This window comes from Alcaligenes sp. SORT26 (assembly GCF_017377875.1).
Taxonomy (GTDB): domain Bacteria; phylum Pseudomonadota; class Gammaproteobacteria; order Burkholderiales; family Burkholderiaceae_B; genus Alcaligenes; species Alcaligenes parafaecalis.
The window spans coordinates 1,989,386-2,016,148 of the sequence record NZ_CP070975.1; the positions used below are offsets into that span (position 1 = coordinate 1,989,386).

Consider the following 26,763-nt stretch of genomic DNA (forward strand, 5'->3'; position numbering starts at 1 on the left):
TGCCCCGCCCTTATGCCGACAACAGCATGCAGTGTTCAGGGTGCAGGTTAAAGCGCACGGTATCGCCCCCTTTCACCTTCACGTCTGGATCAATACACACCAGGAGCTGCTCTTTACCCACATTGACTTCAGCTTCGTAGGACTCACCCACGAACTCCAAAGCCTGGACCTGGCCGTGGAACAGATTCTGACCCGCATCGCTGGACTGACTGCTGACACGAATAAATTCAGGACGAATGCACAGAGTGACTTCGGTGCCCACGGGCAGGTCGCGCTTTTTGCAGTGCAGTTGACCCAGCTCGCATTCCACAATGGTAGAATCCACACGCTGCTCCAGCACTTTCGCACTGATCTGGTTGGCACGACCAATAAAGTCCGCCACAAAGCGGTGATCGGCATCAAAGTAAATTTTTTCTGGCGTGCCAATTTCCAGAATCTTGCCACCGCGCATCACAGCGATGGAGTTGGACAAGGCCAGTGCCTCGACGCGATCGTGCGTCACATACACAGCAGTAATGTCCAAACGGCTCAGGAACTCACGCAGTTCTTTACGGGTTTCTTCACGCAGCTTGGCGTCCAGGTTACTGAGCGGCTCGTCAAACAGAATAACTTTAGGCTCGGCCACCAGGGCTCGTGCCAGTGCAACACGCTGTTGCTGGCCACCGGACAGGCGCGTTGCAGAACGCTGGTCCACCCCTTCCAACTGCACAAACTTCAGGATATTCGCGACTTTTTCACGAATCACCTCTTTGCGCTCGCCACGCACTTGCAGCGGGTAAGCGATATTGTCGAACACTGTCATGTGCGGCCAGATGGCATAGGTCTGGAACACCATGCCCAGGCCGCGCTTTTCTACCGGCACAGCAATATTCTTGGCGCTGGACCAGACGATCTCGTCCCCAATGCGAATTTCACCCTCGTCCGGGGTTTCCAGACCCACAATGCACCGCAGCAGCGTGGTTTTGCCGCAGCCGCTGGGTCCTAACAGTGTGAAAAACTCATTAGCGGGAATCGTCAGGTTGATATTGTCCAAAGCTTTGAAGGTTTTGCCCTCTGAGACATAGGTCTTGCTTAGGCCGGTAATTTCAATTTGCATAATGAGTAGATGTTTTCAGTAAAAATGAGGCGAGGCGCCAAGGCGCCCCGTTTTAGACGAACTTGTCGTTCTTGTCGTCCCGATTAACGGACGGCGAAGATACGGCTGAATTCGCGGCCCCAACGGACCAGTTCTTCGTCGCTCAGGTCGCGGATTGGCTCGACCTTGGCTTTATCAATGCCAGCAACCGGTGGGTGTACGCCGGGAGCCAACACATATTCGCCTACCTTATTGGCCAAAATACCCATGGCCTCATTGCCCAGCCAGTAATCCAGGAACACACGGGCTGCATCAGGATGCGGAGCGTTCTTGGTCAAGGCGATGGCTCGTGGCGAACCCAGCAAAGGCTGACCCGACATGGGGCCCCAGGCCAATGGTGCAGGCGACTTGGTCACGATGTACTTGGGCATGGAAATGGCAATCAGCTTCTCGCCACTTTCAATAGGGGCCGGTGTTGGACCAAACGAAGCCACAAACATAGGCTTGTTGGCTGCCAGACCTTTCAGGAAGTCCAGCCACTGCTCTTCGCTGCTAAAGACCTTTTCTTTCAGACCAATCAACCAGCCAATAGTGGAGGGGTGATTGGACGGGTTGGCCATCACAATCTTGTCTTTCCACTTGGGATCGGCCAGATCTTCGTAGCGTTGTGGAGCGTCCTCGGCCTTGAGGTGGTCCGTATTATAGATATAAGACACATATTCGATGCCAAATTGAATAATCGAATCGTCTTGAATGGCCCACTCGGGGTAGCCCTGCACGGCCTCGGACTGATGAGGAATCAGCACGCCCTGCTCTTTGAGCAGTTGCAACATGGGCAGGGGAGCCTGAACCACGTCCGCCATCAGCTTGCCCGCATTGAACTCGGTCAGGATGGTGGGGATGAACTTGGAGCTGGAAATACGGGTGTATTTGCCTTCAATGCCTTGCGCCTGTTGCAAGGCCTTCATGATGGGCTCAACCGCCGTGATGTTGGCGTAGAAAACAGCCTGGCCTTGAGCCTTTGCTTTTTCCAGTACAGCGGCGTCTGCCGCCCACGCCGCCCATGGCAAAGAGGTGCTCATCGAGGCCAGTCCAGTGGCACCTGCCAGCTTCAAGAAACGACGACGGTCAAAAGTAGTCATAAGGTTCACGTTCCAGTTAATTAGCTAGGAAATTATGTGGGCCCATCATAATCCAGACAGGCGCATTCCATTTATTACAGATCTATGTGTGGTTTAGAACATGAGGGGCCTGACGCCGTCAAGCCTCAATCGTGGTGCCGCTTATTCACGCTGGGAAAGATCACACTAAAAAAGCTGCGCTAAGCTGTAGGCCCAGACACGATTATTCCTACGGAGACCAACGCCATGAGCCCCTCGATTCAGCCAAAATCCTATGAATCCCTCGCCCCGCAAAAAGTGGCGTTCATTGGTCTGGGTGTGATGGGCTACCCAATGGCCGGACATTTGGCCCAGGCCGGTCATCAAGTGACGGTATACAACCGCAATCAGGCCAAGGCAGAACAATGGAGCGCAGAGTTCAAACAGGAATGGGCGGCCACGCCAGCCCTGGCAGCCGCACAAGCTGACATCGTGATGGCCTGTGTGGGCAACGATGATGATCTGCGCGCTATTTTCCTTGGTCCCGACGGAGCTTTGGCGGGAATGAAGGCAGGAAGTCTCTTTATCGACCACACCACAGCCTCCGCCGAAGTTGCTCAAGAGTTGGGAGCGCTGGCCGCCAATCAGAATGTCGCCTTTATAGATGCCCCGATTTCTGGCGGACAAGCAGGTGCCCAAAAAGGCATGCTCAGCATTATGTGCGGCGGCAAGACAGAGGATATGGAGCGCGCCCGCCCCCTGATGATGAGCTATGCCCAGGCCTGCACCTTGATGGGCCCCTTGGGATCGGGGCAACTGTGCAAGATGGTGAACCAGATTGCGGTGGTTGGCCTATTGCAGGCTTTGGCCGAAGCGATGGCATTTGGAGAGCGGGCTGGACTGGACATGGAACAGGCGCTCTCGGTCTTGACCAAGGGGGCTGCCCGAAGCTGGCAAATGGAAACCAAAGGCCCGACGATGCTGGCTCGGGATTTTCAACCCGGCTTTACCGTCAATTGGATGCTGAAAGATCTGGACCTGGTACAGCAGGAGGCTCAGCGCAACGGTGCCCAGCTACCGGGCACCCGCTTGATTCAAGAACAATTTGCGAAGATTGCAGAGCAAGGCCATCGGGATCTGGATATCTCCAGTCTGTTCAGCCTGCTAGCCCGCCCAAGCGACGCCTCTTGATTAAGCGTTAGGTTCAGGTTTAGGTGATTCGGGGGTGAGCAGCGGCAAACGCAAGGTCGCCTTCAGGCCATAACCACCCATATCGTTGGGCTCGCCATCCGTCAGCACAATCGTGCCACCGTTGCGCTCGGCATAGGCCAGTGCAATGGCCAGGCCCAGCCCGGAACCTGAACCTCGCCCACCTTTACGCGCCGGGCCACCGCGGTCAAACCGTACAAACACGCTTTCACGCAAACTGGCCGCCAGACCCATGCCATTGTCCGTCACGCTGATCCAGGCCTGCTTGTCGTCCTGCCCGGCAGAAACCGTAATCGCACTGCCACTCCCGGCGTGGTTGATGGCATTGTGAATCAGGTTGGACACGGACTCATGAATCTCGGCATCGCTGGCATAAACCCATAGAGGCGCTTGCTCGCCCTCTTCACCCGGTCCAATCCAGCCCAAGTCCTGACGATGCTCGCGCGCCAAAGGTAAATACTGCAACACCACTTCGCGCCCAAGGCTGGCTAAATCAACCTGCCCCTGGCTCATGCTGGTGGTATGACTGGCGTGGGCCAGGGCCAGCAACTGTTCAGTCAGACGGGTAGCTTGCCCCAACTGCTTGATAATCGCCCCCAAGGATTCACGCACGCGTTCAATGTCTGGTTCACGGCGGGCGTACTGGGCTTGAGTATGAATAATGGCCAGAGGCGTACGTAATTGATGCGAGGCATCGGCCAGGAACTGAGCCTGTCTATCCAGCACGGAACGGTACAACTCAATATGGTGATTGACCGAACGCACCAAAGGCACGACCTCTCGCGGTACGTCGCGTTCGTCCAAAGGCTGCAGATCATCCACACTGCGGTTACGCACTTCCTGACGCAAAGCCTGCAAAGGACGCAAGGCCCAGGCGACGGCAAACCAGACCAGCAACACGGCAAACAGCAACATGCGCAAATTGCGGAAAATGCCTTCGCGCCAGGCTTCCTGCTGAGTACGCAGGCGCAAATCCATGCTTTCACCCACCATCACCACGACCTGTCTGTGCTGGCCCTTGTAGTGAAGGTCGCGCCACAAGGCCACCATACGCACGGTGTCATTGCGAAAGAAAGAGTCGTAGAAAACTGGAACGCCTTCGTGATCAGCCAGATTGGAAGGACGCGGCAACCCTTCCATGCCCAGCAAGGTGCGTCCTTTTAATTGTTTGGCATCGGCGCCGCCCAGATTACGCACCAAAGGAGTGACTTCTTCGACCCGGAAATATTTGCGATTGCCCGGCCGGGACTCCAGCATGACCTGGGCATAAAAAGGCGGGTCAATACGTAAACTGCCATCGGCGTTGAATTCCACACTGGTCTCCAGCACCTTGGCCGGCTCCAGCAAGGCGCTGTCATAGACATTTTCCGTGACCGAGTTCATGGCCAGATAGTCTTCCCAACTGTCGTACAACAGCAGGGCCACCACACCCGGTATCAGCAATACCAGCAGCCAAAAGCGCAAACTGCCTTGCCAGGCATTGGCGGGGGGTGGAGAAGGAGCTGTCATGCGACGCCGGATTCCGCCTCAAGCACTTCCAACATATAGCCCAGGCCGCGCACCGTCACGATATGCACATCGCTATTGGCCAATTTCTTGCGCAAACGGTGCAAGACGACCTCGATGGCATCCGGGCTGGCGTCGCTATCGTGCTCGAACACACGGGCGAACAACTGGGATTTTTCCACTGGCATCCCTGAGCGGCTGATCAACACCAGCAAAGCCGCGTGCTCACGCGGTGTCAGGTGAACAATGGCACTGTCCAGTAAAAAGGCTCGGCTTTCCGGGTTGTATTCCAGCGAGCCACAGCTAACCATAGGCGTCACGCGCCCACGACTGCGTCGCACCAGTGCCGCCAGACGAGCTTCCAGCTCTTCCAGGGCAAAGGGTTTGGTCAGGAAATCATCGGCACCCAGATTCAGACCGCGAACGCGGTCTTGCAAGGCACCTTGAGCGGTCAGGATCAGCACCGGGGTGTGATCGCCGCGTTCGCGCATCTCGCGCAAAAGCACCAGCCCGTGTTTATCAGGCAGGCGCAAATCCATGACGACCGCATCATACTCATGAGCCGCCAACAACACTTCTGCTGTACGAGCATCGTGAGCGGGATCGGGCAAAAAACCACTTTGCGCCAAAGCCCGCTCTAGCCATGCGGCCATTTCCCGCTCGTCTTCAACCAATAATATGCGCATGATCCCTGCTATCTAAGGTATCGGCATCAACTGCGCTTTGAAGGCGCTGACGTAAATAACGATTTTCCTGACGCCGTCGGAACAAAATATCCGACAGCTCGTTCAGCGCTTGCTGATAGACTTCCCGCTTGAACTCAATCACTGAATCAAGTGGCACCCAATATTGACTCCAACGCCATGCATCAAACTCCGGCGTCGAGGAAGAACGCAGGCAGACATCACTGTCTCGCCCTACCAGCCGCAACAGGAACCAGATTTGTTTCTGACCCTTGTAATGGCCGCGCGCCTCCCGACGTACAAAATGATTGGGCACGTTGTAGCGAAGCCAATCTCGCGTCCGGCCTAATATACGGATATGCTCAGGCAGCAAGCCCACTTCTTCATGCAGTTCGCGGTACATCGCTTGTACGGGTGTTTCACCGTATTTGATACCGCCTTGCGGGAACTGCCAGGCATGTTCCCGAATACGCTTGCCCCAAAAAACCTCGTTCTTGCGATTAACGAGGATAATTCCGACATTAGGACGGTAGCCTTCACGATCTAACATAGGCCACCTCTAACGAATTCAATACAATTAGATCTGATTATACGTACCTGACGAGTTCCCTACCATGCATGCTAGCCAGTATCACATTAATACCCTGAAAGAAGCGCCTACCGAGGCCGAAGTTGCCAGCCACCAGCTCATGACGCGTGCCGGCATGATCCGTAAAGCGGCCGGCGGTATCTATACCTATATGCCTATGGGTTTGCGCGTGCTGCGCAAGATTGAAAACATCATCCGTCAGGAAATGGACCGCTCCGGCGCCATTGAACTGCTGATGCCTGTGGTCCAGCCTGCCGAACTCTGGGTAGAGTCGGGTCGTTGGGAAAAATATGGCGACGAGCTGCTCCGTATCAAGGACCGCCACCAGCGCGACTTCGTGCTGCAGCCCACCTCCGAAGAAGTCATCACGGACATCGCTCGCAACGAGATCCATAGCTGGCGCCAGTTGCCCATCAACTTCTACCACATTCAAACCAAGTTCCGTGACGAGCGTCGTCCCCGTTTTGGTTTGATGCGCGGCCGCGAATTCACCATGAAGGATGCCTATTCCTTTGACCGCAACGCTGAAGACGCCCAGGCCAGCTACGACAATATGTATGACGCTTACATGCGCATCTTCGGTCGTCTGGGCCTGAACTTCCGTGCCGTGGCTGCCGATACCGGCTCGATTGGTGGTACCCGCAGTCATGAATTCCAGGTCATTGCTGATACCGGCGAAGACTTGCTGGTCTACAACCCCGATACCGACTACGCCGCCAATATTGAGCTGGCTCCTGCTCCTTGCCTGCTGGCCGAGCGTGCTGCTCCTGGCCAGGCGCTGGTCAAGACAGCCACACCAGACGCCCCAAAATGTGAACTGGTTGCCCAGCAACTGGGTCTGGACCTGAGCGCTACCGTTAAATCCGTGGTGCTGGCTACCGACGTGGAAGAAGACGGCCAAACTAAAACCACCGTGCACTTGCTGCTGGTGCGTGGCGACCATGAAGTCAACGACATCAAGGTTTCCAAACTGGCTGGCTTTGAAAAAGGCCACCGCCTGGCCACTGAGGAAGAAATCGTCACGACCTTTGGCTGCAAGCCTGGCTACCTGGGTCCCATCGGCACCCGTCAGCCTGTGCAAGTCATTGCCGACCTGACCGTAGCCAACATGAGCGACTTTGTCTGTGGCGCAAACGAAGAAGGCTTCCACCATACCGGTGTGAACTGGGGCCGTGACCTGCCCGAGCCTATCAAGGCCGATCTGCGCAACGTCGTACACGGTGACCCTGCCCCCGAAGGCGGCAAGCTGGCTATCCAGCGCGGTATTGAAGTAGGCCACGTCTTCTTCCTGGGCGATGTCTACTCCAAGAAACTGAACGCGACCTTTTTGGAAACTGATGGTAAACCTGCTGTCATGCAAATGGGTTGTTATGGCATTGGTGTCAGCCGTATTGCGGCTGCTGCCATCGAGCAGAACCATGACGAACGCGGCATGATCTGGCCTCGCGCCCTGGCTCCGTTTGAAGTGGTGATCTGCCCGATCGGCTTTACCAAAAGCGATGCCGTCCGTCAGACTGCGACTGATCTGTACACCAAGCTTAAAGAGCAAGGCGTGGATGTGATCCTGGATGACCGCGATGCCCGCCCCGGCATCATGTTTGCCGACTGGGAGCTGATTGGTGTGCCGCTGCGCATTACCATTGGCGAGCGCGGCCTGAAAGAAGGCGTTGTCGAGATGCAAGCCCGCCGTGATGCCAGCAGCACCAACGTGCCGGTGGAGCAGATTGCTCAGGTCAGCGTCGAGCGTTTGGCCACGCTGTAAGGACTCCAAGCAGGGCTGGCCTTGTGCCACGCCCTGCCCGTCAACATAAACTCTTTTACGAACGACATGCTTAATGACAAGTGGGACACCCAGGCTCGGCTTGATATTCGCGTATATTACGAGGACACCGACGCTGGGGGGATCGTATATTACGCCAACTACCTGAAGTTCTTTGAGCGTGCGCGCACGGAATGGCTCAGGAATTTGGGCGTAAACCAATCGGACGTGGCGGAGCAGAATCAACGCCTGTTCGTAGTCAAGAAGGTTGAAATACAATATCTCAAACCTGCCCGGCTCGATGATCTGATCTCGGTGCGCAGCCGCATTACCCAACTGGGTTCGGCTACCATCCATTTCGAACAAGGTGCCCTGCGAGGTGGGGAACTGCTATGCCAAAGCACTATCCAAATTGTTTGCGTTGACGCCACCACGCTTCGTCCAAGCAAGCTGGACTCTGATTTACGTACCCTCTTGGAAAAGGTTCAGGACTGACCATGCAAGCTACTAGCGACCTGTCGCTGATTTCGCTACTTCTCGATGCCAGTATTCCCGTTCAGCTCGTCATGCTGATTCTGTTGGGAATTTCGATTCTCTCGTGGGCCTATATTTTCAGTAAAAGGGCTGCACTTAAACGCACGCTGGAACAGACCCGCCGCTTTGAGGACGATTTCTGGGCGGGTGGCGATCTGGCCGTGCTTCAGCAATCCATTTCCTCGCGTCGTGCTGAACACGGTGCCCTGGCCCGTATTTTTGAAGCAGGGATGACCGAGTTCATCAAGGCACGCCGCAGCCAAAGCTCTGGCCCTGCCCTGCTGGACGGTCCACGCCGTGCCATGCGCGCCAGCTACCAGCGCGAAATGGATACGCTGGAAACCCACCTGAACTTCCTGGCCTCTGCCGGTTCGGTCAGCCCCTACATCGGCTTGCTCGGTACCGTCTGGGGGATCATGCACGCCTTTATCGGCCTGTCCGGCATGCAACAAGCCACCCTGGCCTCGGTCGCTCCCGGTATTGCCGAAGCGCTGATCGCCACGGCCATTGGTCTGTTTGCCGCTATCCCCGCCGTGGTGGCCTACAACCGCTTTACCAACGAACTGGATCGCATCTCGATCCGCTTTGACAGCTTTATCGACGAATTTCTGAACATCTTGCAGCGGCAGGTGAACTGATGCCATCGATGCGTGGAAGCACTGGCCGTCACGGCCGGCGCATGAAAAATGAAATCAACGTCGTCCCTTATATCGACGTGATGCTGGTGCTGCTGGTGATCTTCATGGTCACCGCTCCCATGATTACCCCCGGTCTGGTGGAATTGCCCTCGGTAGGCCAAGCCTCCGAAGTGCCCGCCAAGCCGGTGGAAATCCAGGTTGATAAGGACGGCAAGCTGGCCATTCGACTGCGCGATGCGGGCTCCGAGTTCATGAACATCGAGAAGTCCACATTGATCAACGAAGTGCGCTCGCGCATGCAGGCCGACAGCCCGGTTGTCATTGCCGCTGACGGCAAAGTTCCCTACGAGACCGTTATGGGCTTGATGGATGAACTGCGCTCCAACGGCATCAACCGCCTGGGTCTGATCGTCGATCGCAATAGCGATACCGACGCTCGCAAATAACCTCTGGCCGGATAGCGTGCTCGCCATCCGGCGCGAAAAACCTGAACTGAATGAAGCACAGAACACGCAATACCCGCAATCAGGCGCTGCGCTCGCCTGAGCAAAAGGAAGATCGGCGCGGCTTGCTCATCGCCCTGGGTCTGCACGGGCTGTTGCTGCTCGCCATTTTGGCGGGAGCCCTTTTTTCTGCACCCAAAACACCCAATGCGGTGCAGGTCGAATTGTGGATGGACGGTGTCGCGCCCGATGCGGCCGTCAATGCTGATCCCGAAGCCCCCGAGGCTGAGCCCGAGCCGCAGCCTGAGCCTGAACCGGCTCCAGAGCCAGAACCCAAGCCTGAACCAGAACCTGAACCGCCTCCGGCCCCCAAGCCACCTCCTGAGCCTGCCAAGGTAACCCCTCCTGCTGAACCTGAAGTCGATCCCGAAATCGCTTTGGAAGAAGCCCGCAAAGAACGCGAGAAAAAAGAGCGTGAAGAAAAGCTGGAACAGGAACGTCTGGAAAAACAGCGTCAGGACAAGCTAGCCGCTGAACGTCGTGAGCGCGAACAGAAGGAAAAGCAGGAACAGGAACGCAAGGACAAGGCAGAAGCTGAGGCAAAAGCCAAGGCAGAAGCAGATCGCAAGGCCAAAGCCGAGGCTGACGCCAAAGCCAAAGCGGATGCTGAACGCAAAGCCAAAGCAGATGCAGAAGCGAAAGCCAAGGCCGACGCCGAGGCAAAGGCCAAAGCAGACGCTGAACGCAAAGCCCGTGCTGATGCCGCTGCCAAAGCCAAGGCGGATGCCGAGCGCAAGGCCAAGGAAGAAGCCTTCCGCCGTGCCATGCGTGAAGGTGCCCCAGGTCGTCCCGGCGGCACCGCAGACCGTAACCAGGCCGGTGGCGGTGGTGGTGATGGTGGCTACGCCGCCAAGGTGCGCGCTTGCGTGCAGCCTGGCGTGGTCTACAGCACCCCTCCTCGCTCTGAAGTGCGTGGCAACCCCGCACTGCAGTACCGCGTGGACCTGAATGCCGACGGCACGCCTAATCGCGTTCAAATCAAACGATCGTCCGGCATCGCGCAGTTCGATGATGCCGTATCCAAGGGTCTTGCCCGTTGCAGCCCTTTCCCCAAACCGCCTAGCGGTAGCTACCCATCGTATATTGATGGTGAGTACCGTATGTTCGATTAATCAGGAGATTGCATAATGACCGCCGCTACCCCTGCCCTGGCGAGTTTTGCTCGTCATTGGCGCGCCTCGGCCACTGGAGCGTTTGCCCTGGCCGCTGGCATGTTCGCCAGCCAACCGGCCCAGGCCCAACTGCGAGTCGATATATCGGGTGTGGGTGCTACTCAGTACCCCATCGCGATCGCCGATTTTGCTGACAATCCAGCCAGCCAGTCCCTGGCTGAAGTTATCCGTGCTGACCTGACGCGTTCGGGTCAATTCCAATTGATCAATGCCACCGGCGCTGGTCTGAATGCAGAAAGCACGATTGCCTACGACGAATGGCGCAATCGCGGTGCTGATTACCTGGCCTACGGTTCGGTCTCCCAGGCGGGCGGCCAATATTCCATCAGCTATCGCCTGGTGGATTCAGTCCGTCAAACGCAGATGGATGGCGTCGCTTTTGCAGGCAGCGAAAAAGAGCTGCGCCGCATTTCGCACCAGATTGCAGACCGGATTTATGAAAAAATTACGGGTGTGCGTGGTGTTTTCTCCACCCGACTGGCCTACGTGTTGCAAACAGGCAACAATTTCGAGTTACAAATTGCTGACTCTGACGGCCAAAATCCGCAGGTAATGTTGCGTTCTCGACACTCAATCATCTCCCCAGCCTGGTCTCCTGACGGTAAAAAGCTGGCTTATGTGAGCTTTGAAAACGACAAACCTGTTGTATATGTGCAAACTTTGGCCACAGGTCACCGTGAACCCTTGGCTAATTTCAAGGGCAATAACAGTAGTCCTGCATGGGCTCCAAACGGCAATCAGGTCGCTGTTGTGCTCTCCAGAGACGGTATTTCGCAGATTTACACGCTAAATACGGACGGATCCGGATTGCGCCGCGTGATGCGTTCTCCCCTGATCGATACTGAACCGAGTTTTATGCCCGATGGCAACTCCCTTGTATTTGTGAGCGATCGTGGTGGTGCTCCCAACATTTACAAAGTGAGCCTGGGTGGTGACGATGCACAGCGCATTACCTTCAACGGGAGTTACAATATTTCACCGGAGGTCTCTGCAGACGGTACTAGGCTTGTATACGTCACACGCAGAAACGGTGCTTTCCGAATTGCTATTCAAGATATGGCATCAGGAGCAGAGCAACTGCTGACGACAGGTCCCGACGATCAGTCTCCGAGTTTCGCCCCTAATGGGATGCAGATCTTATATAGTTCTGTTCAGGGGGGCCGCAGTGTCCTAGCTGTGACATCCGTGGACGGTCGCGTTCGTCAGACCCTCTCGTCTTTGAATGGCAAAGTACGCGAACCCACCTGGGGACCATTTACCAACTGACATCCTGTGTGACTCTTTTTCAAAAGGAATTCAAATGAGCTCGCGCATTCTTAAAAGTCTTACCCTCGCCGTTATGGCTGCCGCCCTTGCTGCTTGCAGCTCGGTTCCTCTGGATCAAAACTCCGGTTCAACCGGCGGTACAGGATCGGACTCTGCTAGCGCAGGCCAGATCATGGACCCCTTCAACCCTCAAAGCCCACTGGCACAACAACGCTCGGTGTTCTTTGACTACGACAGCTACGTGGTTAACGACCAGTACCGTGGCCTGGTAGAAATGCACGCTTCGTACCTGAGCAGCCATCCTCAGCAAACCGTTCGCATCGAAGGTAATACCGACGAGCGTGGCGGTGCCGAGTACAACTTGGCTCTGGGTCAGCGTCGTTCCGACGCCGTTGCACGCATGCTGGGTCTGCTGGGCGTGAGCAACAGCCAGATCGAAGCTGTGAGCTTTGGTAAAGAGCGTCCAAAAGCCTTGGGTAACACCGAAGCTGATTACGCTGAAAACCGTCGCGCAGACATCGTTTACCAACGATAATTTCTGCATCGACCAAGTGGTTCCGACGCCGTGGCGGTTGTTAACGCCGCGGCGTTTTTTATCGGCAGCACGCCCGATCCACTGAAAATTCGTTATGCTGGACGGCGGACTTGCCAGGCCAAGGCAAAGCCCCGAGATCACAGCCCCCAACAGAGGGGAAACCGGCAGGTGAGGAGCCTGCGCACTGCGGATGCACATTTTTTAACGGACTTCACTATGCACGCTTATAAAAAGCCTTTTCGTCTCGCGACCGTTGCCCTGATCGCCACGGCCGCCCTGTTCGCCAGCCTGCCGGCCAAGGCCTTTGCCGATGACGAGGCCCGACGCGCCATTTTGGAGCTGCGGCAGCAAATTCGTCAGATGAACGAGCAAAATACCCAGGCTCGCCTGCAATTGGCTGATCAAATTGACACCCTGCGCTCCGAAGTTGTGTCGCTGCGCGGCCAAGTGGAAAAACTGAGCTGGCAAGCCAGCGGCCAAGGCCAGAACAATGCGCCTGCCGGGCAACAAAGCCCCCACGCCGCAGACCCACAAGAACAAGCCGTTTTCGATAGCGCCATGGACGCCTACCGCGCTGGCCAATACAAACCAGCCGCCGACGCCTTTGCGGGTTTTCTGGCTGCCTACCCCTCCAGCGTTCTGGCCGACGAAGTGCGCTTTTATGAAGGCAGCAGCTTGTACGCCATCAAGAGCTTCAAAACCTCTATCCAGAAACTGCAAGCTTTCGTGAAGGCTTCTCCACAAAGCCCACGTGCCGCTGACGCATTGATGGTGACAGCCTCCAGCCAGATCGAACTGAACGATCTGAGCGGTGCCAAAACCACCTTGCAACGTATCGTCAAAGACTACCCACAAGCTGAAGCGGCTGAAACCGCACGCAGCCGCTTGAAACTGCTGGAATAAACTAGCTGCATCAAGACCATACGGACCGGGTTCAGACCCGGTCTGTTTTTTTCAGGCGATCGCTCCTTGCCTGACTTTTATTGCTTGCCATGACAAACCCGTTTGCCGACTTCTCCACGCTTGAACTGACCGCCCAAGGCTATCGCCACACTTTCGTCGATCAAGGCCAGGGCACCCCTGTTTTGCTGATCCACGGCTCCTTATGTGATTGGCGTTACTGGCGCTGGCAGATTCCCGCTTTCGCCACCGACTATCGAGTGCTGGCACCCAGCCTGCGCTCTTACTGGCCCGGTGCGCCCAGCCCTGGCAACTTCAGCACCGCGCAGCATGCTCAGGACTTGCAGGCCCTGCTGGACCAGCATATTCCTGATGAGAAGGTTCATATCGTGGGCCACTCCCGCGGTGGCCACGTGGCCTTGTTGCTGACCCAGGGTATGCCAGAGCGTGTTGCCAGCCTGACCTTGGCCGACCCCGGCTTTCCAACCCCCGGAGCCTACTCCTACGCCCCTTTATTCCAGCAAGTCGCTGAGCGCCTGGAACAAGGCGACCGGGACGGTGCGATGGCCTTATTCATCGATACCGTCAACGGCTCGGGAACCTGGAAGCAAATGACGCGCTGGTTTCGCGAGATGATTCAGGACAATGCCCACACCATGCTCGAGCAACGACAAGAGCCTAATCAAGGCCCCGCACTGGAATGGCTCAAGCAGCTTGATGCGCCCCTGAGCTTCATCACCGGTGAAAGCAGCCCCACGCGCTACCACCACTGCATGGACATCATCCGTCAACATCGGCGCGAGGATCAATTCCACCGTATTCCCTTGGCTGCGCATGGCATGAATCTGGCCAACCCCAAGGCCTTCAACCAGGCCGTGCTGGACGCTCTGCAAGCCTGATCTTCCACACAAAACTGGCCGCATAAGGCGGCCAGTTTTTTATTCAGATCAAACTCGTCGACTCAATACGCCTGTGTCTTGGCAGGCCGCAACTCACACTCGGCTTGAACCTGAGTGTCATCCGACAAATGCAGACTCAGAATAATGCGCTCGCCCAAAGCGAGATCCTCTTTCGCTTGCCCCAGCATCACATGGTATGCCCCCGGTTTCAGGCTTAACGTGCCGCCTGCCGGAATCTCTACCTCGGACGTATGAGACATGCGAGCCATGCCATCCTTTTCGGTCGTCTGGTGCAGCATGACGTGCCCAAAAGACAAAGAGCTGGCGCCCACCACAGCCACGCTTTGCTCACCCTGGTTTTCCAGCTCCAGATAAGCCGCTGAAGGCGTAGGCTCGGGAAGCATGCGCACCCAACATTGACTGGCATGAACCTGAGTGCTCAAGGCGCGTACTGTTTCGGGCTGATGACCGTGACTGTGCGCCACGGCAGCACTTGTCGATACCAGCAAACCCAAGGCAACAAGAATGGCACTGCGTTTCATGATGCTCCTCGCTTTTTTCTGATCGATTGGAATTGGTCCAGCCTTGAACAGCCGGGCGCCGAACTACCCCGATACGCGGGACGATCTGATACAGTACCAGCCAGTATGCCTTTCTTACAACGGCCTTCTTTTCAGTGACGACGTCATGACCAGCACACACTCTGCACCCGAACCAAAAATCGATATTGTTCAGTTTCGTGACTTACTCGAACGTCTGCATCCCTTTGCGGCCGTTCTGGGTATTGATGTTGTTCACATCGGCCACGACAACGCCTGTTTGCGCTTGCCCGAGCGGAATGCTCACCAACGCATGGGCGGTATGGTGGCAGGCCCCATGCTGATGGGTCTGGCTGATCTGGCCCTGTATGCCGCAGTCGTAGGCGCAACCGGCAACCCGGATGCCGTCACCTCCAGCCTGACCATCAACTTCCTGCGCAAGGCCCCTCCTGGCGATATTCTGGCTCACGCCCGGATTCACAAAACTGGCCGTACCTGCGCGGGCGATGTGCTGCTGGAACCGGCCAACGGTGGCCCGGCGGTCGCTCAAGTGATTAGTACCTGGTCCTTGCCTCGCGCCAAATAAATCATGTTTGCAAAGTCTCAAACCACCGGCCCGACCCAACTCTGGCTGGCGGAGCTGCAATCGTCCTTGCGCCTGGGCGGACCTTTAATTCTGACCAATCTGGCCCAGGTCAGCCTGCTGGCAACCAACCTGATTTACATGGGCCGTCTTGGCCCGGATGAACTGGCTGCGGGCTCCCTGTCTGCCAGCCTGTATCAGGCCTTCATGATTTTCAGCATGGGCCTGGTGTCGGCCGTGGTTCCCATGCTGGCCACGACCCTGGGGCGGCGACTGCGTAATGTGCGCGAGTCCCAGCAAATCATCCGCCACGGCTTTTTGACCGCCTTGCTGATCACCCTGCCCGCCTGGCTTGTGCTGTGGAATGCCGAGTACATCTTGCTGATGATGGGGCAGGACCCTGTCGTCGCGGCTCGCTCCGTCAATTACATGCATACGCTGCAATGGGCGCTCTTGCCTTATCTGGGCTATATCGTGCTGCGCTCCTTTCTGGCGGCAATGGAAAAGCCGGGATGGACCTTGGTAATTGCCATCGCAGCCATTGGGATCAATGCCTTGCTGGGCTGGTTATTCGTATTCGGCAATCTGGGCATGCCCGAAATGGGACTGGCGGGAGCCGGTCTGGCTACGACCCTGTCCAGCATTTTCATGTTCGCAGGGCTAAGCTGGGTGGTTCTGAACGATCCCCGTTTCCGACGTTATTACCTGTTTAACGATGCCTGGCAATGGAGTCTGAAACGCCTGTGGAAAATGTGGGCGCTGGGTATCCCCATTGCCATTACCTTCACACTGGAAACCCTGGTCTTTTACGCCGCCATCATGATGATGGGTGTGCTGGGTCAATCTGATCTGGCTGCGCACGCGATCGCCATGCAGATCTGCTCGGTGTCTTACATGATTCCTTTGGGCTTCAGCCAAGTTGCCACCATACGGGTAGGCTTGGCAGCAGGCCGGGTTGATCCTTTGGGTGCGCGGCGAGCTGGCTGGATTTCCTACGTGCTGGGGGTTGGGTTTATGGGGTTGGCTGCCTTGGTATTCTGGTTCGCCCCCCTGACCCTGATTGGTCTGTTCCTGGATCTGGATGTGGCTGAAAATCAGCCTGTCATCCAACTGGCCATTACCTTCCTGGCCCTGGCAGCTCTGTTCCAGATCAGTGATGGTGCTCAGGCCGTGGCTGCAGGGATGCTGCGCGGCCTGCATGACACGCGCATACCCATGTTGCTGGCCTTGCTAGGATATTGGGTGCTGGGAGTTCCTACGGGCTCTCTGCTGGCCTTCCAGTTCAATATGGGTGGGATGGGAATCTGGATCGGGTTGGTGACAGGCTTATCTGTGGTTGCCGTGCTGATGACACTACGCTGGATGCGGGCGTCAACGCGCTTGGGACGCAAGCGGCCTACGCAGGCCGCATAGTCCTGAGCGATGACAAACCAGCCTTAGGCCAAACAAGGAAAAAGCTCGGGCTTGGCCTGAACAACAGCCTGAAAAGCCACACCGCCCCCTATAACAAAGCCCCTTGTCGGAGAATCCGACAAGGGGCTTTGTTTATCTACAGACTACGGGGCAGCTTACTGCTTGGGCAGTTTGCTGGCCACGCCTTCCACGTAGTAGTCCATGCGGTTCAATGCGTCGTCATCCAGGAAACCGGATTCCAGACGCACTTTGCCGTCGTTGTCCTTGATAGGAGCAGCAAATGGTTGCAGGGTGCCAGCCACGATCTCGGCCTGTTTGGCCAGAACGAACTCTTTCACATCAGCAGGCACTTCAGGACCGAAGCCTTCCAAAGCGGCCATGCCGGACTTCAGGCCACCCCAGGTGCTGTCGTTCTGCCATTTGCCATCCAGAACTTCAGTGGCTTTACGAGTGAAGTAGTCACCCCAGTGGTGAGTCACCGCAGCCAGTTGGGCTTTAGGACCAAACTTGCTCATGTCGGAGTGGTAGGCAATGGCGTACTTGCCCGCTTCTTCAGCCGCTTGCACGGTGGCAGTCGAGTCGGTGTGGTGAGTGACCACGTCTGCGCCCTGACCCAGCAAGGTCACAGCCGCATCACGCTCTTTACCTGGGTCGTACCAGCTATTGGCCCACACCACGCGCACCTGGGCCTCAGGGTTCACGCTCTTCAAACCGATAGCAAAGGCGTTGATACCTTGCAGTACTTCAGGAATGGGGTGAGCCCCCACGTAACCGACCACGTTGGATTTAGTCATCTTGCCAGCCAGCACGCCAGCCAGGTAACGGGACTCGTAGAAACGGGCGTTGGTGGTTGCCACGTTAGGAGCCGTCTTGTAGCCGGTGGAGTGCACGAATTTCACGTCCGGAAATTGCTTGGCCACTTTCTGCGTCTGATTCATGTAGCCAAACGAGGTGGTGAAAATCAGCTTGTTGCCTTGCTGGGCCAGATCACGGATCACGCGTTCAGCATCAGCACCTTCAGGCACGTTTTCCACGTACTGAGTGACTACACGGCCTTTCAGAGCCTCTTCCATTTCAAGACGGCCAATATCCTGCTGCCAGGTCCAACCGGCTTCACCGATAGGGCTGACATACACAAAACCGATTTTCAGGGGCTCTTGATCGTTTGCCTGAACGGATACAGGCAAGGCGGCCAGGGGGGAAGCGATGGCAGCGGCCATAAGGGCCTTGCGCATAAAGTTTCCAGTCATGTCAGTCCTCTAGTTGTTGGGATTGAAGTTTTTGCCAAGCGATGCAGGCATATTCAACCTGATCCAGTTAGCGTTTCGGGAAATTAAAACCAGCACAATAATTGTGGCCAGATACGGCATCATAGCCAGTAATTGCGAGGCCACCGGGACGCCCAGAGCCTGCGCATGATAGGTCAGAATCGTGACCCCACCAAACAGATACGCGCCCAGCATCACACGCCAGGGACGCCAGGTAGCAAAAGTTGTCAGTGCCAGGGCAATCCAGCCGCGTCCAGAGACCATATTCTCTACCCACATCGGTGTGTAAACCAGGCAGATAAAGGCACCGGCCAGACCGCAGCAGGCACCACCAAACATCAAGGCACCCAGACGGATATAGCGCACGTTATAACCCAGCGAGTGGGCCGAAGCAGGCGACTCGCCCACCGCCCGCAAGACCAGGCCGGAGCGCGTGCGTGTCAGAAACCAGGCCACAGCAATACACAAGGCCCAGGACACATACACCATATAGTGCTGCTGGAAGAAAGCAGGCCCGATCAAGGGAATATCTTTCAGCACAGGAATGGACAGCTTGGTCACCACCAGGGAGTTGCCGGTAAACGGCAAGCCAATATAGGCGGAGGCCCCTACCCCAAATAAGGAGAGCGCCAGGCCGCAAGCAACCTGATTGGCTCCCAGCCAGACGGTCAGCCAGGCAAAGGCCGCGGCCATGACCATGCCAACGACCGCGCCCAGCACAAAGCCCAAAGCAGGACTGCCCGTCTGCACGGCGACGGCAAAGCCCACAATGGCGGCCATGAGCATCATGCCTTCGGAGCCCAGATTGATGACGCCGGATTTTTCATTAATCAGCAAACCCAATGCTGCCAGGAGCAAAGGGGTGCCTGCGTTGATGGTTGCGGCTAGCAAAGGTGCAATCGCGTCCATTACTTTCTCCAGACCAAACGCTTGGTGATGAGCACGTCACAAGCCAACAATGAAAACAGGAGGATGCCCTGGAAGATACCCGTAATCGCATTGGGCAGACCCAAACGACTTTGGGCCAATTCCCCACCGATATACAGCAAGGACATCACAAAAGAGGAAAAAATCAGTCCCAGCGGGTGCAGTCGCCCCACAAAGGCCACAATAATGGCGGCAAAACCATAACCGGGGGAAATCGAAGGCGTCAGTTGACCGACGGGGCCCATGACCTCAGCCGCACCGGCCAAACCCGCCAAAGCCCCCGAAATCAGCAAGGAACTCCACAAGGCCTTGCGGGACGAAAAGCCTGCATAGCGTGCGGCCAGCGGGGCCATGCCCCCCACGCGCAATCGGAAACCCGCCATGCTGCGAGTCAGAAACAGCCACGCGGCCACCGAAGCGATCAAGGCCAGAATAATGCCGCTATGCAAACGGGTGCCCGGCAAGACGGCAGAGAGCAAAAAACCATCGGAGAACAGGCTGGACTGCGGGAAGCCAAAACCATCTGGATCACGCAAGGCGCCGTGGACCAGATAGCTCAGCAAGTGCTGGGCTACATAAACCAGCATCAGAGACACCAGAATCTCGTTGGCATTGAAGCGATCTTTCAGAAAAGCCACAATCCCGGCCCAGAACATGCCGCCCAGCATGCCGCACACCAAAGCCACGGCAATCAGGAAAAAGCCGCCGTTATCGCCATTGTCCACTTGCAGGATGAAGGCTCCAGCCGCCAGGGCTCCCATCACCAACTGCCCTTCTGCCCCGATATTGAAGATATTGGCTCGAAAGCAGATCGCCAGACCGACCGAGATCAGCAACAGAGGGATCAGCTTGACGCCCACCTCGGCCCAACCATTCAGGTCACGCAAAGGCTCCAGGAAAAACACATTCAGGCCAGCCAGCGGGTTTTTGCCCAGCGACCAGAACAAGGTCCCGGCTACGGCCATGGTCAGCAAGACAGCCAATAAAGGGGAACACCAGGCCATCAAGGTTGAGGGCGTGGCGCGAGTCTCAAGCCTGAACATGCTCATCCTCCGTCCACAAACCACTCATCCATTGCCCAATCTGATCAACACTGGCTTGCGCCACGGGAATAGAGGGAGACATACGACCTTTGGAGATAACAATCAGGCGATCGGCAATCGCAAACAATTCATCCAGCTCTTCGGAGATGACCAGCAAAGCACAGCCCGCGTCGCGCAAGGCCAGCAGCTCGGCGTGGATCTGGGCGGCAGCCCCTACGTCCACACCCCAGGTTGGCTGGGCAATCACCAGAATACGCGGCTGGCGGGTCACTTCACGGCCGATAATGTACTTTTGCAGATTGCCGCCAGACAGGCTGTTGGCAGCGGCTTGCTCATTAGACGTTTTGACACGAAAGCGCTTGATAATCCCGCCCGCCAGACGGCGAATGCTGGGAAAGCGCAGAAAACCACGCTTCACCGTTTCCGGGTTTTGATGAGACAGCAGCAGGTTTTGGGCCAGAGATAACTCCGGCACCGCACCGCGTCCCAGGCGTTCTTCAGGCACAAAGCCCATGCCCTGGTCACGTCGCCATGCGGCATCGCGCTGGGCAATCGCCTGGCCGTCCAGCACAATCATGTCGGCCCGTGCGCGGGTATCTTCACCCGACAAGGCGGCCAACAATTCCTGCTGACCATTACCGGAAATACCGGCCACACCCAGGATTTCACCCTGGTGCAGATCAAAGCTGACATCCTGCAACTCGCAGGCAAAAGGATGGGATTTGCTCAATTGCAGATTACGCACCTGCAAGAGCGTCCCGCCTTGTTGTGTGCTGCGTTCGCCCAGAGACTGAGGCTCGGCACCGATCATCAGACGCGACAGGCTGGCCGTCGTTTCCTGGCGTGGATCACAATACCCTGTGACCTTGCCCATGCGCATGACCGTACAGGCATTGCACAGCTCGCGGATTTCATCGAGCTTGTGGCTGATATAGACAATGCTGCAACCCTCTGCCGCCAACTGACGCAAAGTACCAAACAAGCGGCGCACCGCCTGAGGGGTCAATACCGAAGTAGGCTCGTCCAGAATCAGCAGTTTGGGCTTGCCCAACAAGGCACGCACAATTTCCACTCGCTGGCATTCGCCCACAGACAAGGTATGAATGTGGCGTTGCGGGTCCAGGTCCAGACCATACTGGCTGGCGGTCTCACTGATACGCCCGGCCAGTTCCTGCATATTCGTAGAGGCAGGCAAACCCAGCGCAATATTCTCCGTGACGGTCAGGGTGTCAAACAGGGAAAAGTGCTGGAACACCATGCCAATGCCCAGTTGACGGGCTGCCGCTGGGCTGCTGATCTGAACCGGCTGACCATCCCACAGAATCTGGCCTTGATCGGGTTTGACCACACCGTAGATGATTTTCATCAGGGTGGACTTGCCCGCGCCATTCTCCCCCAACACGGCATGAATCTGCCCGGGCAGGATAGACAAGGAAATATTGTCGTTGGCCACCACTGCCGGATAGGCCTTGGTGATATTACGAAGTTCCAGGCGTGGCACAGCCTTGGGGTCTAGGGATACCGTTTGCTCACCGGACTCAGAGGAATGGCCCACGGGAGACGATAGGGTCATGGCTGTATCAGCAAAAAAATATAAAACGCCTGAGCAAGCGCATCATGGCCTGCTCAGACGTACAAATAGGGAAGAAAAACCTTGGGCTTAACGCTTGCCCAGAGCTTGCTCGATTTTCTTGTCGGTCTTGTATTGGCTAAGGGAATACACCGCCCAGATAGCGGCAGGGATCCATCCGATCACGGTCAACTGCAAAATCAGGCAAATAATGCCTGCCACAGGCCGACCAATCGTGAAAAAACCCAGCCAGGGTAGTAATAGTGCGATTAGTAAGCGCATGAGAACACTCAGAATAATGGGAAATGAGCGCTATTTTACCCTTTATTGCCCGGCTGAATCATTTGCCCACTAACAAGTGAAACATACGGCCCTGCTCAGACACGCTGAGCAGGGCCGCACACTTCAAACTGAAAGTTACAGCAGCTCTTTACGCAACTGCGCAGGCGACTTGGGCGAGAGCAGGCCTGGAGCCACGTCCAGCACGGTTTGAGCACCGATCTGCCCTTGCTGGTTCATGCGGTAAGCGGCACGCGCGTAAGCGACCAGCACGCTGGAAGTGAACTCCGGGTTGCTGCCCAGATTCAGCGCGTATTCCACGACTTGCTGCGAGCCCGAACCCGACTGGCCACTACGGATCACAAAACCACCATGTGGCATGGCGGCGTGATCACGAGCCAAGGTTTCGGCGTCGATAAAGTTCACTTCGGTGTCGTAGTCCGCAAAGTAGTCGGGCATGGTCACAATAGCTTCACGCACGGTTTCGGCATCGGCACCCTGTTCCAGCACCACAAAGCACTGACGCTTGTGTTTTTCACGGGTGCTCAGCTCGGGCTGCTCCCCGTTACGTACACGCTGCACGGCTGCTTCGATAGGCAAGGTGTATTGCACACCACCGGCCACACCCGCCACACGGCGGATCGCATCCGAGTGACCTTGGCTCAGGCCCTTGCCCCAGAAGGTGTAGGTCTGGCCAACAGGCAAGACACATTCGCCATACAGACGGTTCAGGGAGAACAGGCCTGGATCCCAACCCACGGCGATCAGGGCCGTCGTACCGGCACCTTGAGCCGCTGCATCTACCGCAGCATGGTACTCAGGGATACGGGCGTGGGTATCAAAGCTGTCGACCGTTGTGAACCAGCGCGCCAAGGCCGGGCCTTGTTCGGGCAGGTCATTTTTAGAGCCACCACAGAGAATCAGCACATCAATATCATTGCGGTACTGTTCGATCTGGTCCAGGGCGCGCACAGGCACACCTGCACTTTGCAGACGCAAGGAAGCAGGGTCACGACGAGTAAAAACGCTGACCAGCTCCATGTCCGGGTTCTGTGCCAGGGCCAGCTCTACGCCTCGCCCTAAATTGCCGTAACCTGCAATACCGACACGGATTTTGCTACTCATGGTGTTTTCCTTAAAACTGATAAATAAGTGCTTTCGAAACTGCTGCGCTCTGAAGCGGCTGGCTTAGTCGCTGATCATGCGGGCGGCAAAGCCCATGAACAGCAAGCCCACCGAGCCATTGCCCATACGGGACAGACGTTGATGACGCCGGAAAATCCCTGCCAGACGATCACCGCCAAAGATCAGCAAAGACAGATAGCAAATGCTGATCACCTCGACCACCAGGCCCAGGATCATGAACGCCCAGCCTGTATGGCCCGCCGAGGGATCGACGAACTGCACAAAAAAGGACAGGAAGAACAAGATGGCCTTGGGGTTCAACAAGCTAAGGAACAAGGCTTTGCGAAAACGGGTTTCGTGACGCAAACGCGTATCTACGGACTGCACCGGGCCACCTTGCCTGAAGGCCGACTGTAACAGTCGCAGGCCCAAGTACAAAAGATAAGCCGCGCCCAGCCAGCGTATGCCCATATACAACATGGGCAGAGTCTTGAGCAGCGAGGCAGCGCCCAAAGCGGTCAGCGTCATCAAAATGCCGTCGCCCACCACCACGCCCAAAGCCGCTTTATAGCCCTCGCGCACACCATGTCCCGCGCCACTGGCCAGGACATACAAAGAATTGGGTCCGGGCAAAAGCACGATAAACACCGTGCCCACCACAAAGGCCCAGAAATTGATAATACCGATTTGTTCGAGCACGTCGGCCTCGCTAAACGCAGCAGAATCTGCAATTTTAGCGCTAAAAAAATGCCCCTGGCACGGGTGGAATGCCAGGGGCGATCAGGTCAATTTGTAAGGTCTACGCTGCCGGACTGACTCAGCTACGCATTACCAGACCTGATGGACTACGCAGTAGCGAGTTCCTGGGTCTGGAACTGCTCCTGTTTCATGGTGCCTTCTTGCTGAAAACGAACGTGCCAGGACAGGGCCTCTTCCAGAATGTGAGGCGTATGGCCGCCACGTTGGCTGGCGCGTTCAACATAGTCCAGCAAGGCAGGACGGTAATCAGGGTGAGCACATTTTTCGATGATGACGCGGGCACGTTCACGTGGAGCCAGGCCGCGCAAATCAGCCAGACCCCACTCGGAAACCAGCACGGCCACATCGTGTTCGCAATGGTCTACGTGCGATGCCATGGGCACCACACTGGAGATGGCACCGTCTTTGGCCACGGACTTGCTGACAAAAATGGACAGGTGCGCATTACGGGCGAAGTCACCCGAACCGCCAATGCCATTCATCATGTGGGTGCCACAGACGTGCGTGGAGTTCACGTTGCCGTAGATATCAAATTCCAGCGCGGTGTTGATCGCAATAATGCCCAGACGACGCACCAGCTCAGGATGGTTACTGATTTCCTGCGGGCGCAGCACCAGCTTGTCGCGATAGCTATCCAGACCTTCCAGGAATTGCGCCATTTTGGGGGCAGACAAAGTCAAGGACGACGCCGAGGCAAAGCTCAACTGGCCGGAATCCAGCATGGCAATCGCGCTGTCCTGCAAGACTTCCGAGTACATCTTCAGGTCGGTAAACGGAGAATCCAGCAGGCCGTAAGTCACGGCGTTGGCAATCGTGCCGATACCTACCTGCAAAGGCAGCAAGGAGTGGCTCATGCGGCCAGCGTCTACTTCACCTTTCAGGAACTCGATGATGTGACCGGCAATTGCCTGGGTTTCTTCATCAGGAGGCAACACGCTGGAGGGGCTGTCCAAAGCGTCAGTCACCACGATAGCGACAATGCGGGAAGGATCAACCTGAATAGCGGTAGTGCCAATACGCTGGTCCACATCCGTCAATTCAATAGGCTGGCGGTTGGGGCGGGCTTCAGGCACATAAATATCGTGCAAACCTTCCATTTCCACCGGCATGCTCAAGTTCAGCTCAACAATGATCTGTTTGGCTTGCTGCGCAAAACTGGCCGAGTTGCCTACCGAAGTCGTAGGCACAATCGCACCCGTTTCAGTAATGGCAACGGCTTCAATAACAGCAATGTCGATGGCAGGCAGGTTGCCCGAGCGCATGTGCTCCACAGTCAGGGACAAGTGCTGATCGGTGAACAGAACCTTGCCTTCATTGATATGACGGCGCAGTACCGAGTCCACTTGAAACGGCGAGCGGCGGGCCAGAACACCGGCCTCGGCCATCATGCCGTCGCTATCATTACCCAGCGAGGCGCCGGTAACCACATTCAGTTTTAATTGCTCGGTCTGGGCGCGCTCGGCCAAGGCACGAGGCATGACCTTACAGTCCCCAGCGCGGGTAAAACCGCTCATCCCGACATTCATCCCGTCTTTGAAGAAGGCGACTGCCTCCTGAGCGGTCATGACTTTGCCTTCCAATTCGGGGGAACGAATGCGATCCTTGAACATCGTGTGCTCCTGTCTCTGTGTCATTGATCTACCTGTTCATGCTTTCGGAAGGAGCCGCGGGCCGAAAGCGCCAGGCGGGATCTTCACGCAACAGAACGACAACTCGCTTTAAAAGGCCGGGCTGCAAGAGCCGCGTTTCAAAGCCGAAATCGCCCTGACAACAGGCGTTTATGTTTTTTGAACAAAGCCAGCATAGCATCGCCATAATGAATAAAATAACTCCTACGAAGTCGTAAAAGTCATAGATAAAAGGCCAGCCAAACATGGACATCCGATCCTTGCGATACTTCATTGAAACCGTTAAACATCAAAGCTTTACGCAAGCTGCGCAAAGTCTGAATGTGACGCAATCGACCATCAGCAAGATGGTCAAACAACTGGAAGATGAATTGGGCGAGCCCTTGCTGATTCGCGATCATCGCCAGTTGCAACTGACCGATTGCGGCAAAGTGGTGCTAGAGCGCGGGCAGGAAGTTTTGCAGAGCATGCAAGGGCTGTTGCGAGAAGTTCACGAAGTCCAGGCCCTGCAACGAGGCCGCCTGGATCTGGGCATCCCGCCCATGATTAATGTGCTGTTCACAGAAGTGCTCAAGACCTTCAAGAACCGGCATCCGCAGATCGAGCTGATTCTGCACGAAGAAACCGGCATGGGGATTGAGCGCCTGGTTGCTGCAGGCACCGTTGAAATGGGGCTGAGCATTCTGCCGCTAGGGCCGGAATTGAATGTATCGGCGACTCCTGTAGCCAAACATGCAGTTTGGGCGATTGGACACAAGGACACGCTGGTCGGCACGCAGAAGAAAATCAAGCTGCGGGAACTGGAAAAGCATCCGCTGATCTTTCTAGGCGAAGACTACGCCCTGACCCGAATGCTGCGACGCGCCTTCGCCCACGCAGGCTTACGGGCGACTGTTGCTGCACAAAGCAACCAGTGGGATTGGGTTGCTTCCATGGCACAAGCGGGAATGGGCGTTGCCCTGCTGCCCCAGCCGTTTCTGTCTCGACTGGAACCCGGGGATTGGGTTGCCAAAGAAGTCGTGGACCCGGCATTGAATTGGGAAGTCGCACTCCTGTGGAATGGACGGTATCTGTCGCAGGCGGCCAGAGCATGGCTGCAGGTATGTGCGGATGTACTGGGAGGAAACTGGCCGGAGCTTGAAGGGGATCTGTAGCAGGGGGCTTGTGGATTAATGCATAGGCAATCTCTATAAAGCACCACTGCTGCGGCCTGCGGGGGCGCCGGGCTTGACCACTTGCCGACGCTGCGCGTCGGTGCCCT

Annotated in this window: 27 protein-coding genes; 13 read left to right on the top strand and 14 right to left on the bottom strand. The window is 56.5% G+C overall.

Annotation, left to right across the window (positions count from 1 at the left end):
* Nucleotides 1-10: 10 nt before the first annotated feature.
* Both JYG33_RS09215 and JYG33_RS09220 read right to left on the bottom strand, forming a co-directional pair.
* Nucleotides 11-1,096: an ABC transporter ATP-binding protein gene (locus tag JYG33_RS09215; RefSeq protein WP_207875628.1), complete on the bottom strand. Its 1,086-nt coding sequence runs from the start codon at nt 1,094-1,096 to the stop codon at nt 11-13.
* 83 nt (nt 1,097-1,179) lie between these two features.
* The gene (locus JYG33_RS09220) at nt 1,180-2,217 is read right to left on the bottom strand and encodes an extracellular solute-binding protein (protein ID WP_207875629.1); all 1,038 of its coding nucleotides are present in this window, start codon (nt 2,215-2,217) and stop codon (nt 1,180-1,182) included.
* Nucleotides 2,218-2,442: 225 nt separating this feature from the next.
* Here JYG33_RS09220 and JYG33_RS09225 point away from each other — a divergent pair, with 225 nt between their 5' ends.
* Nucleotides 2,443-3,366 carry an NAD(P)-dependent oxidoreductase gene (locus JYG33_RS09225; RefSeq protein WP_207875630.1) on the top strand — a complete coding sequence of 308 codons (924 nt, stop codon included), beginning with the start codon at nt 2,443-2,445 and terminating at the stop codon, nt 3,364-3,366.
* Here JYG33_RS09225 and JYG33_RS09230 read toward each other — a convergent pair whose 3' ends face one another.
* From JYG33_RS09230 to JYG33_RS09240, 3 genes are read right to left on the bottom strand one after another with little or no spacing between them, the layout of a single operon-like run.
* Nucleotides 3,367-4,893, bottom strand: a complete 1,527-nt coding sequence (locus tag JYG33_RS09230) for a sensor histidine kinase (RefSeq protein WP_207875631.1) — start codon at nt 4,891-4,893, stop codon at nt 3,367-3,369.
* The gene (locus JYG33_RS09235) at nt 4,890-5,576 is read right to left on the bottom strand and encodes a response regulator (protein ID WP_207875632.1); all 687 of its coding nucleotides are present in this window, start codon (nt 5,574-5,576) and stop codon (nt 4,890-4,892) included. Before JYG33_RS09235 ends, JYG33_RS09230 begins: the two co-directional genes overlap by 4 nt.
* The gene (locus JYG33_RS09240) at nt 5,557-6,123 is read right to left on the bottom strand and encodes an RNA pyrophosphohydrolase (RefSeq protein ID WP_009454891.1); all 567 of its coding nucleotides are present in this window, start codon (nt 6,121-6,123) and stop codon (nt 5,557-5,559) included. The genes JYG33_RS09235 and JYG33_RS09240 overlap by 20 nt, the downstream gene beginning before the upstream one ends.
* Nucleotides 6,124-6,187: 64 nt before the next feature.
* On the opposite strand from JYG33_RS09240, the gene JYG33_RS09245 reads away from it, so the two are divergent.
* From JYG33_RS09245 to JYG33_RS09285, 9 genes are all read left to right on the top strand, one after another.
* The gene (locus JYG33_RS09245; protein ID WP_207875633.1) at nt 6,188-7,924 is read left to right on the top strand and encodes a proline--tRNA ligase; all 1,737 of its coding nucleotides are present in this window, start codon (nt 6,188-6,190) and stop codon (nt 7,922-7,924) included.
* A gap of 66 nt (nt 7,925-7,990) precedes the next feature.
* Nucleotides 7,991-8,416, top strand: a complete 426-nt coding sequence (gene ybgC / locus JYG33_RS09250; protein ID WP_207875634.1) for a tol-pal system-associated acyl-CoA thioesterase — start codon at nt 7,991-7,993, stop codon at nt 8,414-8,416.
* Nucleotides 8,417-8,418: 2 nt separating this feature from the next.
* Complete coding sequence (gene tolQ / locus JYG33_RS09255; protein WP_009454887.1) at nt 8,419-9,093, top strand: protein TolQ; 675 nt, start codon at nt 8,419-8,421, stop codon at nt 9,091-9,093.
* Entirely contained in the window at nt 9,093-9,539 is a 447-nt protein-coding gene (gene tolR, locus JYG33_RS09260) for a protein TolR (RefSeq protein ID WP_207875635.1), read from the top strand. The genes tolQ and tolR overlap by 1 nt, the downstream gene beginning before the upstream one ends.
* A 50-nt stretch (nt 9,540-9,589) precedes the next feature.
* A complete protein-coding gene (gene tolA / locus JYG33_RS09265) occupies nt 9,590-10,708 on the top strand; it encodes a cell envelope integrity protein TolA (RefSeq protein ID WP_207875636.1) in 1,119 nt (372 codons plus the stop codon).
* 99 nt (nt 10,709-10,807) lie between these two features.
* Entirely contained in the window at nt 10,808-12,034 is a 1,227-nt protein-coding gene (tolB, locus tag JYG33_RS09270; protein WP_243430344.1) for a Tol-Pal system beta propeller repeat protein TolB, read from the top strand.
* 34 nt (nt 12,035-12,068) lie between these two features.
* Nucleotides 12,069-12,569, top strand: a complete 501-nt coding sequence (gene pal / locus JYG33_RS09275; protein WP_153230888.1) for a peptidoglycan-associated lipoprotein Pal — start codon at nt 12,069-12,071, stop codon at nt 12,567-12,569.
* A gap of 216 nt (nt 12,570-12,785) precedes the next feature.
* Entirely contained in the window at nt 12,786-13,472 is a 687-nt protein-coding gene (ybgF, locus tag JYG33_RS09280; RefSeq protein ID WP_207875638.1) for a tol-pal system protein YbgF, read from the top strand.
* A gap of 89 nt (nt 13,473-13,561) precedes the next feature.
* Nucleotides 13,562-14,368, top strand: coding sequence for an alpha/beta hydrolase (locus JYG33_RS09285; RefSeq protein WP_207875639.1), 807 nt, complete (start codon nt 13,562-13,564; stop codon nt 14,366-14,368).
* A gap of 62 nt (nt 14,369-14,430) precedes the next feature.
* On the opposite strand, the gene JYG33_RS09290 is transcribed toward JYG33_RS09285, so the two are convergent.
* Nucleotides 14,431-14,910, bottom strand: coding sequence for a copper chaperone PCu(A)C (locus JYG33_RS09290; protein WP_207875640.1), 480 nt, complete (start codon nt 14,908-14,910; stop codon nt 14,431-14,433).
* A gap of 145 nt (nt 14,911-15,055) precedes the next feature.
* Here JYG33_RS09290 and JYG33_RS09295 point away from each other — a divergent pair, with 145 nt between their 5' ends.
* Both JYG33_RS09295 and JYG33_RS09300 read left to right on the top strand, forming a co-directional pair.
* Nucleotides 15,056-15,493, top strand: a complete 438-nt coding sequence (locus tag JYG33_RS09295; RefSeq protein ID WP_035273402.1) for a PaaI family thioesterase — start codon at nt 15,056-15,058, stop codon at nt 15,491-15,493.
* A gap of 3 nt (nt 15,494-15,496) precedes the next feature.
* Nucleotides 15,497-16,903: an MATE family efflux transporter gene (locus JYG33_RS09300; RefSeq protein WP_207875641.1), complete on the top strand. Its 1,407-nt coding sequence runs from the start codon at nt 15,497-15,499 to the stop codon at nt 16,901-16,903.
* Between the two features lie 155 nt (nt 16,904-17,058).
* On the opposite strand, the gene JYG33_RS09305 is transcribed toward JYG33_RS09300, so the two are convergent.
* From JYG33_RS09305 to JYG33_RS09340, 8 genes are all read right to left on the bottom strand, one after another.
* Nucleotides 17,059-18,138 carry a BMP family ABC transporter substrate-binding protein gene (locus tag JYG33_RS09305; RefSeq protein WP_207875642.1) on the bottom strand — a complete coding sequence of 360 codons (1,080 nt, stop codon included), beginning with the start codon at nt 18,136-18,138 and terminating at the stop codon, nt 17,059-17,061.
* Between the two features lie 24 nt (nt 18,139-18,162).
* Complete coding sequence (locus JYG33_RS09310) at nt 18,163-19,080, bottom strand: ABC transporter permease (protein WP_207875643.1); 918 nt, start codon at nt 19,078-19,080, stop codon at nt 18,163-18,165.
* The gene (locus tag JYG33_RS09315; RefSeq protein WP_207875644.1) at nt 19,080-20,141 is read right to left on the bottom strand and encodes an ABC transporter permease; all 1,062 of its coding nucleotides are present in this window, start codon (nt 20,139-20,141) and stop codon (nt 19,080-19,082) included. The genes JYG33_RS09310 and JYG33_RS09315 overlap by 1 nt, the downstream gene beginning before the upstream one ends.
* Complete coding sequence (locus tag JYG33_RS09320) at nt 20,128-21,714, bottom strand: ABC transporter ATP-binding protein (protein ID WP_243430321.1); 1,587 nt, start codon at nt 21,712-21,714, stop codon at nt 20,128-20,130. The genes JYG33_RS09315 and JYG33_RS09320 overlap by 14 nt, the downstream gene beginning before the upstream one ends.
* 87 nt (nt 21,715-21,801) lie before the next feature.
* Nucleotides 21,802-21,993 carry a YqaE/Pmp3 family membrane protein gene (locus JYG33_RS09325; RefSeq protein WP_153230896.1) on the bottom strand — a complete coding sequence of 64 codons (192 nt, stop codon included), beginning with the start codon at nt 21,991-21,993 and terminating at the stop codon, nt 21,802-21,804.
* Nucleotides 21,994-22,128: 135 nt separating this feature from the next.
* On the bottom strand, nt 22,129-23,115 hold the full coding sequence (locus JYG33_RS09330) for a diaminopimelate dehydrogenase (protein WP_207875645.1): 987 nt from the start codon (nt 23,113-23,115) through the stop codon (nt 22,129-22,131).
* A gap of 63 nt (nt 23,116-23,178) precedes the next feature.
* Complete coding sequence (gene leuE / locus JYG33_RS09335) at nt 23,179-23,814, bottom strand: leucine efflux protein LeuE (RefSeq protein WP_207875646.1); 636 nt, start codon at nt 23,812-23,814, stop codon at nt 23,179-23,181.
* A 146-nt stretch (nt 23,815-23,960) separates the two neighbouring features.
* Nucleotides 23,961-25,484 (bottom strand): acetyl-CoA hydrolase/transferase family protein, encoded by a 1,524-nt coding sequence (locus tag JYG33_RS09340; RefSeq protein ID WP_207875647.1) that lies wholly within the window; start codon nt 25,482-25,484, stop codon nt 23,961-23,963.
* A 263-nt stretch (nt 25,485-25,747) separates the two neighbouring features.
* On the opposite strand from JYG33_RS09340, the gene JYG33_RS09345 reads away from it, so the two are divergent.
* The gene (locus JYG33_RS09345; protein WP_207875648.1) at nt 25,748-26,656 is read left to right on the top strand and encodes a LysR family transcriptional regulator; all 909 of its coding nucleotides are present in this window, start codon (nt 25,748-25,750) and stop codon (nt 26,654-26,656) included.
* The last annotated feature ends 107 nt before the right edge of the window (nt 26,657-26,763 follow it).